We start from the raw sequence: 16,079 nt of genomic DNA on the forward strand, positions 1-16,079 counted from the left end.
TCGCGGTATTGCAATTCGAGTTGCGCCTGGGCAAAAAGAGCGTGCAAGGCTGAATCCAGTGCATGGCCCACGTAGAAATTTTCGCTTTCCTGACGCAGGTCGTGCGGACCAAGCCGCATTGGAAAGAGCACGCCCTTCAAGGTCTCTACTATGTTGGCCAGCGCCTCTCGGGCCGGTAATTCGCGTCCGCCCGGTTCGAGCGAACGCTTCTGCACTTCGCGCCATTGCTGGCGCACCGTCTGGAGCGATTGGACGATGTCGTCGATGTCAAATGCAGCCACAGTCGGAGATCCTTCGGCGTCAAGCCATTAGAGTTTGATCAATCCTGAATCCACGGCAAACCCTGAAAGCGCCAGCCATCTTCCCCGCCTCGCCGCTGTTGTGAATCCAGTTGCCCTTCGAAGCCCTCAAGGACGTTGAACACTTGAGTAAATCCTGCTTTCGCCGCGGCTTCCGCTGCAAGCGCTGAACGATTGCCGCTGCGGCAGAGCAGCAGCACGACTGCGTCCTTGCCGGTCTTCGCTTCCAGTTCCCGGACAAAGCGCGGGTTGCGCGTAAGCGAAGTACCTGTTGCCCAGGCCACATGGATGCTGCCAGGCACGTAACCTACGAACTTGCGCTCTTCGGTCGTTCTGACATCCACCAGCACCGCCGCGCCCGACTCGATCAGCGCAAACGCGTCGCGAGGTGACACCCCTCCCGCGTAAGGCAATTGCTTCGCTGCCGCTGCGGCGCGCGCCGCGTCCAACACTGCATGAGATGCGTGATTTGATTCGTGAGCTACGCGTTCTTCCAATTCAACTGCCATGACGTCTCCTTGTACTGTCACTTGATAACCCATCGAGGCCAAACGGTTGCCAGAGGAAATGCAACCGTCTATAGCCATCAATTGACACTATGAAAGAGGCCGCTCAGAAGCAGAACCAATAAAAACGTATTTCCAAAGAAGGCTTAGCGACATTGGTAATCGTTAGACGAAATTGGTCTTACAAAATGCCATCGATTTTCGCGTCATGCTTGAAAGTACACGGGTGTGGTTTTGCATCAATCCGGCGACGGAACGACAGCCACGGCAGGTGCTGTCGCGCGCGGTTCGGCACCTTGCTCGCGGCCCAGCAACAGGCGAGTCGTCAACGCATCGAGCGAGGTGCACAGGATCAAATAGACGAGACCTACGAACAGGAAGATTTGCACCGGATAGATCATGAGCCGGCTATTCACTTGATTGGCGAGAAACGCGAGTTCCGGCACGCCGACGATGTACGCCAGCGACGTATCCTTGACGAGCGACACCCACTGGTTAATGAACGATGGCGCCATGATGCGGATGGCCTGCGGCAGCAGTACGTGACGCATCGCCTGCCAGCGCGTCAGCCCCAGCGATAGCGCCGCTTGGCGCTGCCCTCGCCCCACTGCTTCGATACCCGCATGAACCGAATGCGACAGGTACGCGCCACCAATCAGCGATAGCGCAGCCACGACCGTCGCCAGACCCGGCACGTTGACATGAAGCAGCACCGGCAGCAGGAAGAAGGTCCAGAAGATCAGCATCAGTACGGGTATGGCGCGAAAAAAACCAATTAACGCGAGCAGGATCACGTGGCTCACGCCGCGCGTCATGGCAAGTCCAATGCCTCCCGCCAGTCCGAGGATCGCGGACGACACGGCGGAGATCGATGCCATCACCAGCGTGAGCGCCGCGCCGCCCAACGGACCATCAGGAAACGTGCCGACGAGCAAGTACGGCAGATTGGACAGGATGGCGGACAAGGCGTCGTTCATCGGCGCACCGCCGCTCGCGAACCGCTACGCTGGACTACCACGAGCACAACTTCCAGCAGTGCGATGGTCAGGATGTACAGCACCGTCGCCATGCCAAATGCCTGAAATGTCTTGAAGGTTTCGGTATCGACCTGACGCGACGAATACGAGAGTTCCGCTAGCCCGATCGCCATGGTCAGCGACGAGTTCTTGACGATATTCATGTACTGCCCGAACAAGGGCGGCGTCGAGATCCGCACCGCCTGCGGCAAGATCACATGAACGAATGCGGCTAACGGCGTGAGTCCAAGGGCGGCTGCCGCATTGTGCTGGCCCACGGGTACACCCGATAAGCCCGAGCGAAATTCCTCGCCAATGAACGTGGTCGAATAACAGGTCAATCCGATCCACCCGGCCACGAATTCAAACGATGGCCAATGCAACTTGAACAAGCCGAGATCCGCAAAATGCGGCGTGTTCAACCAGGTCATCATCGCTTCGGGCAGGAGCGTCGCCACGCCGAAATACCAGAACAGCAGTTGCACGATCAGCGGTGAGTTGCGAAACACCAAAACATAAAGCGCAGCAGCACGCCGCACAGATCCCGCGCGCGAAGTGCGCGCAAGGGCCAGCAGACAGCCTAATAACGTCGACGTGACGATCACTGACGCCGACAATGCCAGTGTCATTCCGAAGCCCTGGAGCAGCCAGATCAGGTACTTCGGCGCAAGCCATCCGTTCATTGGAATCATTCAACTAAACACGAATGGGAGATTGAAATGCCAAGCCCGGCTCGACCAATTGCGGTCGAACCGGGCTTGGCCGAACACTCAGCGATCAGCTCTTTTGCGGATCGCCGATCTTGAACAAACGCGGCAATGGTGCACGGCTTTTCGGGCCGAACCACTGATCATAGATGTGTCCCGCAGTACCGTTTGCCTCAAGTCCCTTGAGCGTGTCATTGACGAAATTCAGCAACTGCGGCTCGCCCTTCGGAACACCCACGCCTTCATAATCGTTCGAGATGGTGAAAGCGGGGATTTCGTACTTTTCGCGGTCCGGTACGTTCGCGAGCAAGCCGACGAGTTTCGGACCATCCTGCGTGATCGCCTGGACGTTGCCCGTTCGAAGCGCGGCGAACGCAAAAGGTGTGTCGTCATAAGCCACGATAGTAGCCCGCGGAAACTGAGCGCGAACCTGTTGCTCGTTGGTCGTGCCTTTATCCGCGCCAATACGTAAATCGTTCAGTTGATCTGGTGACTTCAGCGTGCCCTTCTTCGCGATGAACTGCGTACCCGACGCGAAGTATGGTGTGCTGAAATCGACTTCTTTCTTGCGTTCATCCGTGATAGTGAAGTTCGCGAAAACGAGATCCACTTTCTTCGATGTCAGAAATGCAATGCGGTTGGCCGGGTTGGTCGGCTGGATGTCAAGCTTCACGCCGAGTTTGTCCGCGACCGCTTTCGCATAGTCCACATCTAACCCGACTATCTTGTTGGTCTTTGGATCGACAAAGCCGAAGGGCGGATTGCTGTCAAAAGTGGCTACGCGAAGCACGCCGGCCTTCTTGATATCGTCGAGGCGATCGGCATGCGCCAGGCTCGACATGAACAGCAGCGACCCCATGAAGGCTGCGGTGAGAAGTTTGATTTTCATTATGTGTTGGTCTGCGCAGTTGTAAATAAAGCGAGCACACAAGCGGTGCATCACAGCCGGAAATGTAGCAGCGCACCGGGCCGTGACGAACCATCAATTCGTGTTGTGCTAAGCGTCAGACGGAATAATCAATACACGCAGGTACAGGCGGGGCGATGGCGTCGTTCTTGATTGAATGCCTATGGCGGCGCGCTCACGCCTGCCATGACCACGAAGAATGCAAAATCGCTTTTCCACGGCGATCGCTTTCCGGCAGAAGTCAGCAGGCGTGACCACGAGAACCTTCGTTCACACCGTCGTCATCGAGACGCGCGCGATGCACGATGCTTCTCCAGGAATCAGGATATCCCGGCCAGGCCATCCATTAACTGGACCGTCGGATAGTCTTGCACCAGTTTCTCGAAACCGCGTACGACATCTGCTTCCATTTCCCGGATGCCCTTCTCTCCACTCACAGTAAATTTACCCGTCGCGTTGAATTGCCGATTGAAATAGTCGCTCACCTCATCAATTCTTTCCGGGCTGGCGGAGTCGGTATAAAGGACAGATCGAGGCGACGCTGCGTCGTAAAACAGGTTGTGTTTCCACTTGGGTACGAACGAGACAGGCTTCGAGTCAGTGATTAAAAACGAGCCGATAAGTTGTAACCGCCCCTTCCTGCCCTTCGGCGTCGCAAACGTCCACACCTTGCGCGGGAGGCGTTCCTTTAGTTGCTCAAGCACGGCTCCGTCAGACCCGAGTGTACCAATGCGGCCCTCCTTCACATCGAGCGCGAAGTCCTTCCAATGATAGAAAATATCCACATCTCTCCCAGTTCTTAATCAATTTGCCACAAGGTCTCACGCCGAGAAATCCGACGGAGAATAGCCCAACCCATTCTAATGCCCACAGCGACACCCTGTTTGAAAGCTTTCCCGCTGTATGGCAGACGCTCTTTTCGCCGCCTCTTGTTGTCCCCGTTGTCCCTGTCATCCCTGCTGTCATGGGCGAAAACGGCCGCCAGCGCTAACGGAGCATCTTCGCCCCCCCGGATGCCGGACGGCGCGGGGCAAGGGGCAACTTTACGCCTTATGCCTCGGGCGGGCCTTCAAAGAAGAAACAATCGGGCAGCACAGCAGCAGCAATGTAGCCGATGTCCTTGGCCGACACCCCGGAAGCGAAGAAACTGTCGCGCCAGTGCCGGATCACCTCGACCATGCGATCAATCTCCGCGTGCGCCTCTTGCGCGGATAATCCGAAGCGGCCCGCTTGAGACAACAGGTTGTAGATGCTGGCGGTGCGGCCATAGTCACCAACGGTTAATGCCAGGTCACGCCGCTCCAGGCTGACCACGGGCGCCGGCACCAGGTCGTAGGCGGGCGACAACCGCCATCCCTTCTGCCTGCGCAGCAAGGCGTGGTTACGCGGGTGATCGTCGTTGTTGGTCACAGCGGCGTTGAAGACCATCCGCCTGAACAGTTCAGCGCAGTCGGCCTCAGGCTTGTCGGACCAGCGGCGCAGGTTATCGGCTAACAGAGGGTAGGACCAGCGCTCGCGGTCCAGATGACTGTCACCGCAGTCGAGCACCGTCAGTCCGCTGACGAGCCCGAAGCGCAAATAACCTTGGTCGGTGTAGTCCCTGTCGAAGCGCTGCAACATGAGCACGGTGCTGTCGCCGACCGCCTGCAACCGCGCCTGCGTAACGTTCAGGCCGCAACGTCGCGCAAGATCGAGCGTCGCAAATTCGACCCGTTGCAGGTTGAAGCGATCCTCCTTGGAGGGGAACTTGGCGAGCCAAAGGCTTTGCGCGTCCTCGATCGTCGCCTTCGGCCGGGCGCCGCCCATGCTGGTGCCGGGATCGAGTTGTTCCAGCAGATGCGCGGCCACCTGCCGCCCCTCCTCAATCGCCTGCGTGGCCGCAATCAGTTCAGCCAGTTGATGCGTCCGGTTGTAATGGCGCTTCGGCGCGGGCGGCTCGGCTTTCAGTCCGAAGCTCAAATACCCCGCACCGTCTTGAGGGCCATGCAGCAGGTAGTCGATCTCCTGAAGATCAGCCGCACTGCGTTCGAGCTTGTGCTCGATCACGCGCCGCCCCCAGGCATCCGGACCGGCATCCCGCACCGCGCCCGGGATGCCCTTGAGCTGGGTGAACTCGAAGACCTGTTTGGCGAGCGGCAAGTGAAATGGATCAAGCGAGACCGCCCCTGGTCTTTGGAGGTAGCGATCGCCATAGCGGAAACGGCCAATCTGGGTGCCATCCGGCAGCGTCTGCACCCTCAGCAGCGCCGCCGGCACCGTCTCCAGGGTGCCGGGAAGCTGGATGTAGACGTAGGCTTCGCGCTCAGAAGTCATAGTCGTCGCTCGCCTTCCTGGGCTTGCCTGCACGCGTTGGGCGGCGCGACGCTTCGAGTGCCTTGCCGTGCAGGTCGGCGTCCGGATCGGCAACAGCATCCAGGGCCTGCTCCAGACCAAGCGCCCACAGAACAGTAACGCAAACACCGATCGCCGTGCCTGGCTTGCCGAGTTCCAGCGCGGTGAGTGTGTTGCGATTGATGCCTGCTTTGCTGGCGAGGTCCGTCACCGACCAGCCGCGCCGGATGCGCGCGATCCGGATACGCTGGCCCAGCCGGACAACCCGCTCGGCAGCCTGTACTGGCATCACGAAGTTGGTCATTATATTAGGCATTATACGTATTAATGCCTAATATAATAGGCAAATTATCAATGAAAGACAAGCCTTATTGTTCGACTGTGCTGACTTACGTAGGCATAAGTCCATATAACGCCTAATATTCTAGGCAAAGTAGTGAAAAAATTATAAAGCCCTTGGGCGTGACCTCTTGCCCGGGTGAGACACGTCTGTGGACTGTGCCGCTTACCTGCACGCGTTGCGTGCCGACGCGCAACGCCTGTCACACCTTTCGCACGAATCCCTCGTTGCTCCGCCCATGTGCACTGCAGCGTTCAGGCTTGTCATCCACTAAGGAACCCTAAGGATGACCGGCCATGGCAAGAAAAAACTGAAAGCAGCAACCAGGGACCATCGCACGCCCAAACCCGTCCAACGGCGCCCCAAGCGAAAACCGTCTGCACCTGTCAGATCGCCGAGCGCTCAAGCATGAAGGTTTGAAACTGGATCAGCGTCGGATCGGACGAGCGTTCGGGATGCAGGCGAATGACGAACTGCCACGACCCCGGCAATTCGTACTCCGGAAACAGGCGAACCAGACGGCCGTGGGCCAAGTCAAAATCGATCAGCGGTGAACGGCCGAGTGCAACACCCTTCCCCGCAATCGCAGCGCCGATGATCGGGTTAAAGCTGCTCAAGCGAACCAGGTTTTGCTCCGGAAGCGCTCCGGCGCCGAGCAGCGAAAACCACGTCTGCCAGTCTATTTCCCGGCTGGATGCATGGTGCTCCTCCTGCAGCAACCGGTGCTCGGACAGTGTCTGCGGGGTGGCGGTCCGCGGATCGATCAACAACGGGCTGCACACAGGGAACACAGTCTCCCGGACCAGCGCCCGGTCGCTCGGATGCGAGTTCGGCGTATCGCTTGTCAAGCTTGTCGAGCTCGGCAATGGCACGCGCAGAATCGCGATATCGATTGTGTCATTCTGCCAATCCGGTTCGTCGTCAAACACCCTCAGGTTCACCGCGATCTCCGGATGGCGCGTCGAGAACTCAACCACGTGAGGCGCAAGCCAGAGCGATGAAAACGGCGCATTGGCAGAAACCGTCAACGTGCGGCGACGCTTGCGCCGCCGCACGGCTAACCGCTCGCAGGCCTCGCCCAACGGAATCAGGCTCGCTTCAATAGCCACCAGCAACTCCTGCCCGGCAGGCGTGGGTTGCGCGCGTGAAGTCGTGCCGCCACGGTGCATCAGCGTTGTACCCAATGCCGATTCCAGCGCGCGCAATTGATGGCTGATGGCGCTCTTGGTAACGTTGAGTTCTTCCGCCGCGCGGCTCAGGCTGCCCAGTCGGGCTACGGCTTCGAACGCCTTCAGGGCGGCCAGCGGCGGAATGTGGGGAGAGAGTCTTGGCATGATGGGTAAAGTTTAGCTCAACCCCGGTTGAGAAAGCATCGCTCGCGCGCCGCGCAGGTCCATGCCACGATGATCCAATACCTTGAGGAGTCACCCGGATGTATTTCGATCTTCGCCTTTGGCAATTGACCAAGGGACTACGCGGGCACATGGTGCTCAGCATCGTCGTGGGACTGCTGGCCTTGCTGGCCGGAATCGCCCGTTTTGTGTTTCTCGGCCAGTTGCTCGCGCAGGTCTTGCGAGGCAGTCCCTCGCAATCGTGGGTGGCGCCCTCCGTGGCTGTGGCGGCCGCGATCGTGCTGCGTGCGCTGCTGGATCACTGGCGCACGAGCATCGCCTGCCGTACTGCAGCGCGAGCCCAGGAAACGCTGCGTGGCCAGTTGTATGACCGCATCGTGGCGCTTGGACCGGCCTGGTTCGCCGAACAACGCACGGGAGGCGTGATGCTGTCGGTCATCGATGGCGTTGAGCAGTTGCAGACCTTCTTTGGGCAGTATCTGCCGCAACTGGCCGTGGCCCTCTGTGCGCCGTTTGCCATCTTCGGTTTCATCGCATTCTGGGACCTGCCCGTGGCCACCGTGCTCCTGGTTGCCGCCCTGGTAGCGTTGTTCGGGCCGATCGCCGTGCATATGCATGAACGCCGCACCAGCCTTGCACGCGCCCAGGCATTCAAGGAGTTCGGTGAAACGTTTCTCGATGCGGTCCAGGGCCTGCCAACGCTCAAGGCGTTCGGGCAAAGCCGCGTATGGGGGGAACGTCTCGCCACGCAGGCACGCGCTGTCTCCGACAACACCTTCTGGGTGCTCGCGGCAGGCCTTCTTACACGCGGCATCGTCGATCTCGGAGCAGCCCTGGGCGCCGCACTGGCGCTCGTTCTTGGCGCGTGGCGCGTGACCCACGGGCAGATGGGCCTGACCACCCTCCTGATCGTATTGATGGCGGGTACGGAGATTTTCCGGCCGTTGCGCGACCTGCGCAGCGTCTTGCATCAGGGCATGCTCGGGCAGGCCGCGACGGCGGGCATTCGCTCACTGCTCGAGGCCAACCCGCCCATGCCGGCAGCCGGCACGGACCCGTTGCGCGACGCTCCGGCGTCGCTGGATTTCAACAACGTGCGCTTTGCCTATGCCGGCGGCCGCGGTCTCGCGCACCGCGGGCTGACATTCTCGGTGGCGGCAGGCGAGCGCATCGGCATTGTGGGGCCGAGCGGCGCAGGCAAGTCGTCGATCGTTCGCCTGCTTTTGCGCCAGTACGATCCTCAGGGCGGCAGTATCTGCATTGCGGGTCAGGATCTGCGTACGCTTGACCCCGAAGCACTGCGCGCGAAGATCGCGGTGGTCGCTCAGGACACGATGCTGTTCGCGGGTACCGTCGAAGAAAACCTTCGGCTCGGGCGCCCGGACGCCACCCATGATGAAGTCGAAGCCGCCGCGCGGGCAGCCTACGCTCACGACTTTATTTCGAGCCTGCCTGACGGGTATCAGACTTCGATTGGCGAGCGCGGCGTGCAGTTGTCGGGCGGCCAGCGCCAACGGCTTGCCATTGCACGGGCACTGCTGCGCGATGCGCCGATCCTGATACTGGATGAAGCGCTCTCGGCCGTCGATGCGGAAAACGAGGCGCTGATCCAGCGAGCTCTGGACCGTCTGATGCAAGGCCGTACCACGCTGATTCTCGCGCACCGTCTGTCGAGCGTGATCGGCGCCGATCGCATCCTGGTACTGGACGATGGCCTTATCGCGGAAAGTGGTACGCATGACGAACTGATGAAAAGAAGCGGGCTGTATCACCGCTTGATGGCGGCCCAAGTGACGCCTCGCAGCGTCTCGGCATTGCGCTCCGATACAGCCGGTCTTCAGGCAGGCGCGCCAGGAACAAAGACCGCGCAAGCCGGCGAGACGGAAGAAGACGCCGTGCAAGGTCTGCGCGAACTCGATGCCGATGCGAGAACCCTGGGTTGGAAGGCCACCCTGGCGTCCCTGGTCGCGGCAATCCGTCCGTGGCGAGTGCGGCTCGTGCTGACCATTCTTTTGGGCGTTGGAAGAGTGACGGCTTTCATCGGCGTAGGTGTGCTGGGGGCATGGCTGGTTTCCGCGCTGCGTGCCGGCAATCCGCATCAGGCGATCGCGGCATATCTGTTGCTCGTTGCCCCGCTCGCCGCCGTCTTGCACTGGCTTGAATCCTGGCTTGCCCACGACATGGCGTACCGGCTGCTGGCGGATCTTCGAATCCGATTGTTCGGACAACTTGATCGTCTGGCGCCAGGCTACCTTCTGCGCCGCCGCTCCGGCGACCTCGTGACGCTGGCTACGCAAGACGTTGAGACCATCGAATATTTCTACGCGCATACGGTCGCCCCGGCGATCGTTGCGGTGCTGGTGCCGGCCGCGGTAATAGCCGTCCTCGCAACGGCGGCGTGGCCACTTGCGCTCGGGCTGCTGCCGTTCCTGGTGTACGCGATGCTCTCGCCAGTGCGCGGGCGCAACCGTATCGATGCACTGGGCAGCAAGGCGCGCGAATCCCTGGGCCTGCTCGGTGCGCATATGACAGAGACCATCCAGGGCTTGTCCGACCTGCTCGCGTTCCAGGCGACCGGGCGACGGCGGGAAGCGTTCATGGCGCTCGCACGCGAATACAGCGTGACGCGGCTCGCACTGCTAACGGATCTGGCTCGACAAACCGCGTTGCTCGATGTCGCGACCGGCCTCGGCGGCCTGGCTGTTGCCGTAGTGGGTGCGTGCCTGGTCTCAGCCGGGCAGCTTTCCGCAGCGTGGCTACCGATGCTGATCCTGCTTGCCGTGGCAGCCTTCATGCCGGTGGCCGAGATCGCGCAGGTGGGCAGGCAACTGGCCGATACGATCGCGTCGGCTCGACGGTTAAGGGTCGTACATGACGAGCCGGTTCCAGTGCTCGACGGAGAACGCGACTTGCAACCATCGCCGGGTGGATCGGAAGTCCGCTTTGAAGACGCTCGCTTTGCTTATGCCGAGCGCGCGCAACCTGTGTTGAATGGCGTGTCTTTCTGCGTGCGTGCCGGCTCCACTGCTGCGCTTGTAGGGGCCTCAGGCGCTGGCAAGAGCACCATTGCGAATCTGCTGCTGCGTTTCTGGGATCCGGATACAGGTTCGGTCCAATTGGATGGCGTCGACTTGCGACGCTTGCGGCTCGACTCGCTACGCTCGCACGTTGCCCTCGTGTCACAGGACACGTATCTTTTCAACGATACGCTTGAGGCCAACATCCGCCTCGCGCGGCCCGACGCCAGCGCGCAAGCACTGCAACTCGCGCTGGAGCAGGCGTCGCTCGGCGACTTCGTGGCAACACTGCCACAGGGGCTCGCCACGCGGGTGGGTGAACGGGGCGTGCAGTTGTCCGGGGGACAGCGTCAGCGTGTTGCCATCGCGCGTGCTTTTCTCAAGGATGCACCGGTACTGGTCCTGGATGAAGCAACGTCGCATCTGGACGCTATCAGCGAAGCACAAGTGCATGCCGCGCTGAAAACGCTCATGGCCAACCGCACGACGCTGATCATCGCGCATCGACTCGCGACCGTACGCGAGGCTGACCTGATCATCGTACTGGACCACGGCTCGGTGATCGAAGCGGGTCCCCATGCGCAACTGCTTGCGAACAACTCGGTCTATGCGCAACTGGTTAATCGGCAACAGGTTGGCAACGGCCTGCAGCACTCCGCGTGAGGCCTTCAGGCACCGGATTGCGCTCACCCACAACCGATTGTGAGCTACCGCTTTTGAGCACCGGGGATGCGCCGACGCCGCTAAACCGGTGAGTTTGTTGCCGTAGGAAACGTTAAGTAGACGCGAAGATAGATATCCGTTGTCGCCTCGGAAGTGACGAATCTGCAAGGCTAAACAGTGATCACCGGGTCCTGGCCAAACAACACGTGATTGAACTGCAGTGAGTATTCCGATGCCGATTGCTGGTTCTGTCCGGTCACCAGTTTGCCGTCGACAACAACCCGAACACCTTGCGGCCCGACATGCACGAAGTCGATACCGGCCTTTTCCATCGCCGGCTGCGGGTAGACGGGCACGAACTGCGGTCCATACAGCGCCTCGGCTTCAATGTCCTCCTTTAGCGTGAAGCCCGTTGCCTGACGTCCAGCAACACGAGCCGGGTTGTTGGCTAGTGCTATTGAGCCATGACAGATGGTTCCGATCGCCTTGCTTGCCGCCCAGAAGTGCTCGAGAATTCGCGCCATTTGCTCATTCGGAAAGAGATCTTCGGCCGCACCGGTTCCACCGGCGACATGGACCGCGTCGTAGTCCTCCGGTTTGACCGCTTCAAGCGCCATCGTCGTCTCAAGACGTGCAACGAGTGTCTTGTCGGAGAGGAAACCCTTGCTAGGGAGGTCATTGGCCTCGAACGAGCCCTCGGTAAAGGGGTCACTAAGCCGGTCCCAACTGATTTTTCCACCGGCGGGGCTGGCGAAATGAATCTCGCTGCCGCGTTCGGAAAGATGCCAGTAAGGGCGTACTACTTCAGCGAGCCATGTGCCCCGCTTTGAGCTGGTAACGATAAAAAGGATTTTCATTTTTGTTTCCGAAAGATGGAAGTTGGATAGGTCGGCAGATACATCGTGTAGCGGCCTGCCAGACGCGCAACGTTGTGTAACTATCGACTATTGCTTCAATAATTGAAGTTTTATTGACCAAGGTGATCTTGACCCTTCTGCAATTGCGAGTCAGTCGGAACCCTTCTTAATCTGGTTTTGAAAGAAGCTTGTCGCGCACCGTCGAACACGCCTGCATCAATGCGGCTCGCGAGGGAGGCGTATGCGCCAGATCATCGAGGCAGACGAAATCATGGATGGTGCCGAGATAGCGCGTCGCCGTTACCGACATTAGCCCGCCACTCTCCATGGCTCCAGGACAACTTTTCCCGTGGTTGGCCGCCCTTCGATTGCGTGGTGCGCAAGCGCCGCCTCATCGAGCGTAAAGCGGTGCCGCACGTGAACTTTCAATTCACCACGGAGCACCGCATTGACTAGCGCCTGGCTCGCCGCATTGATCAACGGCAGATGGGCCGCGTCGAAGTAGCCAGGAAGATAAAAGCCGCGCAGCGACTGGTTCTTACCAAGCAGATGAGAGGGATCCAGCGTCTGGTTTTCATTGACCCCGCGCCCGAACTTGACGAGTGTGCCAAACGGCGCCAGGCATTTGAGCAACTCGACAAACATCGCGCCGGAAGCCTCGTAAGCGACATCGAGACCCCGGGCGCCGGTTGCCTCGAATACCTCGTGCGACCATCCCGGGGTTACCGAACTCACCATCACATCCACGCCGTTGCGGCGACCCAGTTCACGTTTCTCCTCCGTGCTCGCCGACCCCACGATAAACGCGGCGCCTTGCGCGCGGGCCATCTGGACCATCTGCGTGCCCACGCCTCCCGACGCAGCCTCGATAAACACCGACTTTCCGTTCAGGTTCGCGGCATCGTGAGTCAACAGGTAAGCCGTCAAGCCTTGCGCAAGCAAGCCGGTTGCCTCGCCAAACTCGATGGAATCGGGCAAGGCAATGGCTGAGGCCGCGTCGGCCAGCGCGTATTGCGAGTACCCACTCGAGGGGACTCGGCACAGTACCCGGTCGCCAATGGCAGCCGTGGGAACGCCGGGTCCCAACGCGGCGACGGTTCCGGCCACTTCGGTGCCGGGTGCGTAAGGCAGGGACGTCGGCGTCAAGTACCGGTCAGTACGGCGCATGATGTCGCCATAAAGAACGCCTGCCGCCTCGACGCGAACGAGAATTTGCCCAGGGCCAGGAGTCGGAATGACTACATCGACTACTTTCAAGACGTCCGGGCCGCCAAAACAATCCACGGTGACCTGCTTTGCGGATACCAAGGGCAGCTCCTTCCTCAGTCGAGGTTCGTCATTAATGGGGGGCCGGCGGGGTGTCCAGCGGGGTGTCCAGCTTAACGTCGAACGGGGTGATAACGGAAATCGAAAAAGCTCTCTCCCCCTATCAGCTCCATGGATAGCTTTCATTTTGGAAGCCACACTGAAACCGTTTGAAGGGACCGGCTAGTGTTCCGCGCAAAACGCCTTAATCTGTTCCCGAAACCATGCTCTGGCGGGATGCGCATGTGTGCGGTCATGCCAGACCATGGCGATCTTGAAACCCGCAACCGGAATCGGCGGCTCGAATGTGTCGACCCGATCGGCGTAGCGCGCTACCAGCCGCTCTGGCGCGAGTGCGACCAGATCACAGCCGGATACCGCCTCGATCAGGAAAACAAAGGATGAAACAGCGAACACAACTTGCCGGGTGAGACCAAGGGTGGCGAGTGCATCGTCAGTTGGTCCGGCGAAGCCCTCTGCGCGTGGCGACACGATGATGTGCCGTGCGCCCATGAACCGGTCAAGCGGCATGACACCATCCCCGAGCGTATTCTTGCGCGCGATGCCAATGTACCTTTCGCTCAGTACATCGATGTTTCGCAAGTCGCGTCCTTCCACATCGCCGGACTGCACAAATGCTACGTCGATGTCACCTCGTTCAAGCTCGGCCGCCGCCACTCGAATATCCCCTAGCCGCACCATGACGCGCAGCCCCGGCGCCCTGCAATTCAACTGCAATAGAAAGGGAAGCAGGATGGCGACTTGCATGTAGTCGCTGGCCGAGATCGAGAAAGTCATGTTTGTGCTTGCCGGATCGAATGCATGAGCACGACTGACCAGCGCACGCGCCTGATCGAGCGCGAGGCGCAACGGCGTCTCGAGATCGGCGGCCAATGCAGTGGGGAGCATGCCCCTAGACGTCGGGATCAAGAGCTGGTCGCCGAAGATCGTTCGAAGTCGCGACAGTTGTGCGCTCAACGCGGGTTGACTCAGGTTGAGTCGTCTGGCCGCGCGCGTGACGTTCAACTCGGCAAGCAGCGCTTCGAGGGCCAGGAGCAGATTCAGGTCGAGCCTCTTGTCATCCATGTCGGTGATACCTGCACCATAAAGGTTGAATTTCATCTGACCGGTTCTCCGGCCTTATGCTGCCTATCACCAAGGTCTTGAGCAAAACCGCTCGAAGTCCGCCTGAAGCTTTAACGACACTCCGTCTTCAACGTGAACAGCAGGGAGAACGAATGACCAGTATCGCCATAGCCTACTCATCGGGTCACGGACATACCCGCACCGTAGCCGAGCACATCAAGCAAGGCGCCGATACTTTCCCTGGCGCCAGGGCCGAACTGATCGAGATCACAGCCAGTCAGTTGCAACCCGATGGACGCTGGCAAGACGACGACATCATGGCTCGTCTGGCTAAAGCCGACGCCATCGTTTTTGGTGCGCCTACCTACATGGGGTCCGCCCATGGACTGTTCAAGTTGTTTCTGGAAACCGGCTACACTCCTGGCTTGATCAAGTGTGGAAGGACAAGATTGCTGCCGGCTTTACCAACTCTGCGTCGCGCTCAGGCGACAAGCTTATCGCGCTCGAACAGATGGCCGTTTTTGCGGCCCAGATGAGCATGGTCTGGGTCGGTGTCGGCGATCAGCCGGGCGGCAACTACTCGGCTAGCCAATACACGGACGTCAACGTAAACGGCGCATGGCTTGGACTGATCGCACAGAGCTTTGGCGACGGCACCCCAGACAACGCGCCGCATTCTGGTGACCTTTTGACCGCAGAGCGTTTTGGCCGCCGGATAGCCCGCACCACCACCCGCTGGATGATGGGCGCGGAAGCCTTTCCTCCTCAGCCCGTCAGCGAAAAGGAGTCACGTCGAAGAAATGTCGCCGGGCCGCACGAGTGGAGAAAGTTCGACGACTGAGCGCAATCTCCATTGCGCTCAACCTGCATTCCCCAGGTTTCTGCTTCAGGATGTCGTTTCGGATCGATGGGCGGCGAATCCAACCTGTCCCGGTGCGATCTCCGGGCGCAGCGTCAAAGCAGGAATGTCGTAATCGCCGCCGTTCTGCGGCCGAAATGCAATAGGTTTGGTTGTCCAGAATTCGTCGATTCGTTGTTCCAATGACTCGGTCAACGACGCATACAGATCGGCGTCCACGCGCCCAGCACCAATTTTGTATGCGACGAACGGCGGGAGCACATCAAAGCCCGGATAGTAAAGGATGCCGTGCTGGATTGGAAACAGCAGGTCATCCATGGGTCCATTCACTCCGCGCGGACTGTAGTGGGACTTCCAGCCGCCCGCCGTCACGAGCAGCATCGCACGCTTGCCGGCCATCTTCCCTTCGCCAAAACGATCACCCCAGTGCTTGTCCGAGTGTTCGCCAATGCCGTACGCAAACGTGTAGGCGTAGACGCGCTCGACCCAGCCCTTCAGGATTGCCGGCATGGAATACCAGTACAACGGAAACTGCATGACCACCGCATCGGCCCAGACAAGCTTCTCCTGTTCGCGTGTGATGTCCTCGGTCTGTTGACCGGCTTCATAGGCACGCTTTGAATCGCGCATCGCGTCGAAGGGCACGCCAGGTTCGCGATTCAGGAAATCATCGGCGTCGAGCGTAGGCTTCCACTTCATGGCGTAAAGATCCGATACCTGCACCGTATGCCCTGTGCTTTCGAAACGCTTGACAATGAAGTCCAGCAGCGAACCGTTAAGCGAGCTCGGTTCTGGGTGTGCGTAGACGATAAGAACGTTCATATATACCCTGAT

General features: G+C 59.7%; 15 protein-coding genes and 1 pseudogene. 3 read left to right on the plus strand and 13 right to left on the minus strand.

All coding sequences use genetic code 11. The features are described from left to right. The 9 genes and pseudogenes from JWR14_RS30545 to JWR14_RS30585 form a co-directional block, all read right to left on the minus strand. A pseudogene (locus JWR14_RS30545) lies at positions 1-281 on the minus strand (serine acetyltransferase); the annotation flags it as partial. Between the two features lie 38 nt (positions 282-319). After that, positions 320-808: a rhodanese-like domain-containing protein gene (locus JWR14_RS30550; protein ID WP_299716869.1), complete on the minus strand. Its 489-nt coding sequence runs from the start codon at positions 806-808 to the stop codon at positions 320-322. A gap of 236 nt (positions 809-1,044) precedes the next feature. Beyond that, positions 1,045-1,782, minus strand: coding sequence for an amino acid ABC transporter permease (locus JWR14_RS30555; RefSeq protein ID WP_299716871.1), 738 nt, complete (start codon positions 1,780-1,782; stop codon positions 1,045-1,047). Then, positions 1,779-2,504, minus strand: coding sequence for an amino acid ABC transporter permease (locus JWR14_RS30560; protein WP_299716873.1), 726 nt, complete (start codon positions 2,502-2,504; stop codon positions 1,779-1,781). Before JWR14_RS30560 ends, JWR14_RS30555 begins: the two co-directional genes overlap by 4 nt. Positions 2,505-2,598: 94 nt before the next feature. Then, positions 2,599-3,417, minus strand: a complete 819-nt coding sequence (locus JWR14_RS30565) for an ABC transporter substrate-binding protein (protein ID WP_299716876.1) — start codon at positions 3,415-3,417, stop codon at positions 2,599-2,601. Positions 3,418-3,755: 338 nt separating this feature from the next. Then, a complete protein-coding gene (locus JWR14_RS30570; protein WP_299716878.1) occupies positions 3,756-4,220 on the minus strand; it encodes a hypothetical protein in 465 nt (154 codons plus the stop codon). A 265-nt stretch (positions 4,221-4,485) separates the two neighbouring features. Further along, on the minus strand, positions 4,486-5,748 hold the full coding sequence (locus JWR14_RS30575) for a type II toxin-antitoxin system HipA family toxin (protein ID WP_299716880.1): 1,263 nt from the start codon (positions 5,746-5,748) through the stop codon (positions 4,486-4,488). Continuing rightward, entirely contained in the window at positions 5,738-6,070 is a 333-nt protein-coding gene (locus JWR14_RS30580; protein WP_299716882.1) for a helix-turn-helix domain-containing protein, read from the minus strand. Before JWR14_RS30580 ends, JWR14_RS30575 begins: the two co-directional genes overlap by 11 nt. Positions 6,071-6,492: 422 nt before the next feature. Continuing rightward, the gene (locus tag JWR14_RS30585; RefSeq protein ID WP_299716884.1) at positions 6,493-7,440 is read right to left on the minus strand and encodes a LysR family transcriptional regulator; all 948 of its coding nucleotides are present in this window, start codon (positions 7,438-7,440) and stop codon (positions 6,493-6,495) included. 98 nt (positions 7,441-7,538) lie between these two features. On the opposite strand from JWR14_RS30585, the gene JWR14_RS30590 reads away from it, so the two are divergent. Further along, on the plus strand, positions 7,539-11,138 hold the full coding sequence (locus tag JWR14_RS30590; protein ID WP_299716886.1) for an ABC transporter ATP-binding protein: 3,600 nt from the start codon (positions 7,539-7,541) through the stop codon (positions 11,136-11,138). 170 nt (positions 11,139-11,308) lie between these two features. Here the strand turns inward: JWR14_RS30590 and JWR14_RS30595 are convergent, their stop codons facing one another. The 3 genes from JWR14_RS30595 to JWR14_RS30605 all read right to left on the minus strand — a co-directional run bounded on the left by JWR14_RS30595 (position 11,309) and on the right by JWR14_RS30605 (position 14,422). Further along, on the minus strand, positions 11,309-11,995 hold the full coding sequence (locus tag JWR14_RS30595; protein WP_299716888.1) for a type 1 glutamine amidotransferase domain-containing protein: 687 nt from the start codon (positions 11,993-11,995) through the stop codon (positions 11,309-11,311). 309 nt (positions 11,996-12,304) lie between these two features. Continuing rightward, positions 12,305-13,303, minus strand: a complete 999-nt coding sequence (locus tag JWR14_RS30600) for a zinc-binding dehydrogenase (protein ID WP_299716890.1) — start codon at positions 13,301-13,303, stop codon at positions 12,305-12,307. A gap of 180 nt (positions 13,304-13,483) precedes the next feature. After that, positions 13,484-14,422, minus strand: a complete 939-nt coding sequence (locus JWR14_RS30605; protein WP_299716892.1) for a LysR family transcriptional regulator — start codon at positions 14,420-14,422, stop codon at positions 13,484-13,486. Positions 14,423-14,538: 116 nt separating this feature from the next. Between JWR14_RS30605 and JWR14_RS38660 the strand changes: the two genes are divergently transcribed. Both JWR14_RS38660 and JWR14_RS30610 read left to right on the plus strand, forming a co-directional pair. Then, a complete protein-coding gene (locus JWR14_RS38660; RefSeq protein ID WP_366144620.1) occupies positions 14,539-14,922 on the plus strand; it encodes a flavodoxin domain-containing protein in 384 nt (127 codons plus the stop codon). Then, entirely contained in the window at positions 14,820-15,227 is a 408-nt protein-coding gene (locus JWR14_RS30610) for a hypothetical protein (RefSeq protein WP_299716894.1), read from the plus strand. The genes JWR14_RS38660 and JWR14_RS30610 overlap by 103 nt, the downstream gene beginning before the upstream one ends. Positions 15,228-15,272: 45 nt before the next feature. On the opposite strand, the gene JWR14_RS30615 is transcribed toward JWR14_RS30610, so the two are convergent. Then, positions 15,273-16,067, minus strand: coding sequence for an NAD(P)H-dependent oxidoreductase (locus JWR14_RS30615; protein WP_299716896.1), 795 nt, complete (start codon positions 16,065-16,067; stop codon positions 15,273-15,275). Positions 16,068-16,079 lie beyond the last annotated feature (12 nt).

Source organism: Caballeronia sp., assembly GCF_028292365.1.
Lineage (GTDB): Bacteria > Pseudomonadota > Gammaproteobacteria > Burkholderiales > Burkholderiaceae > Caballeronia.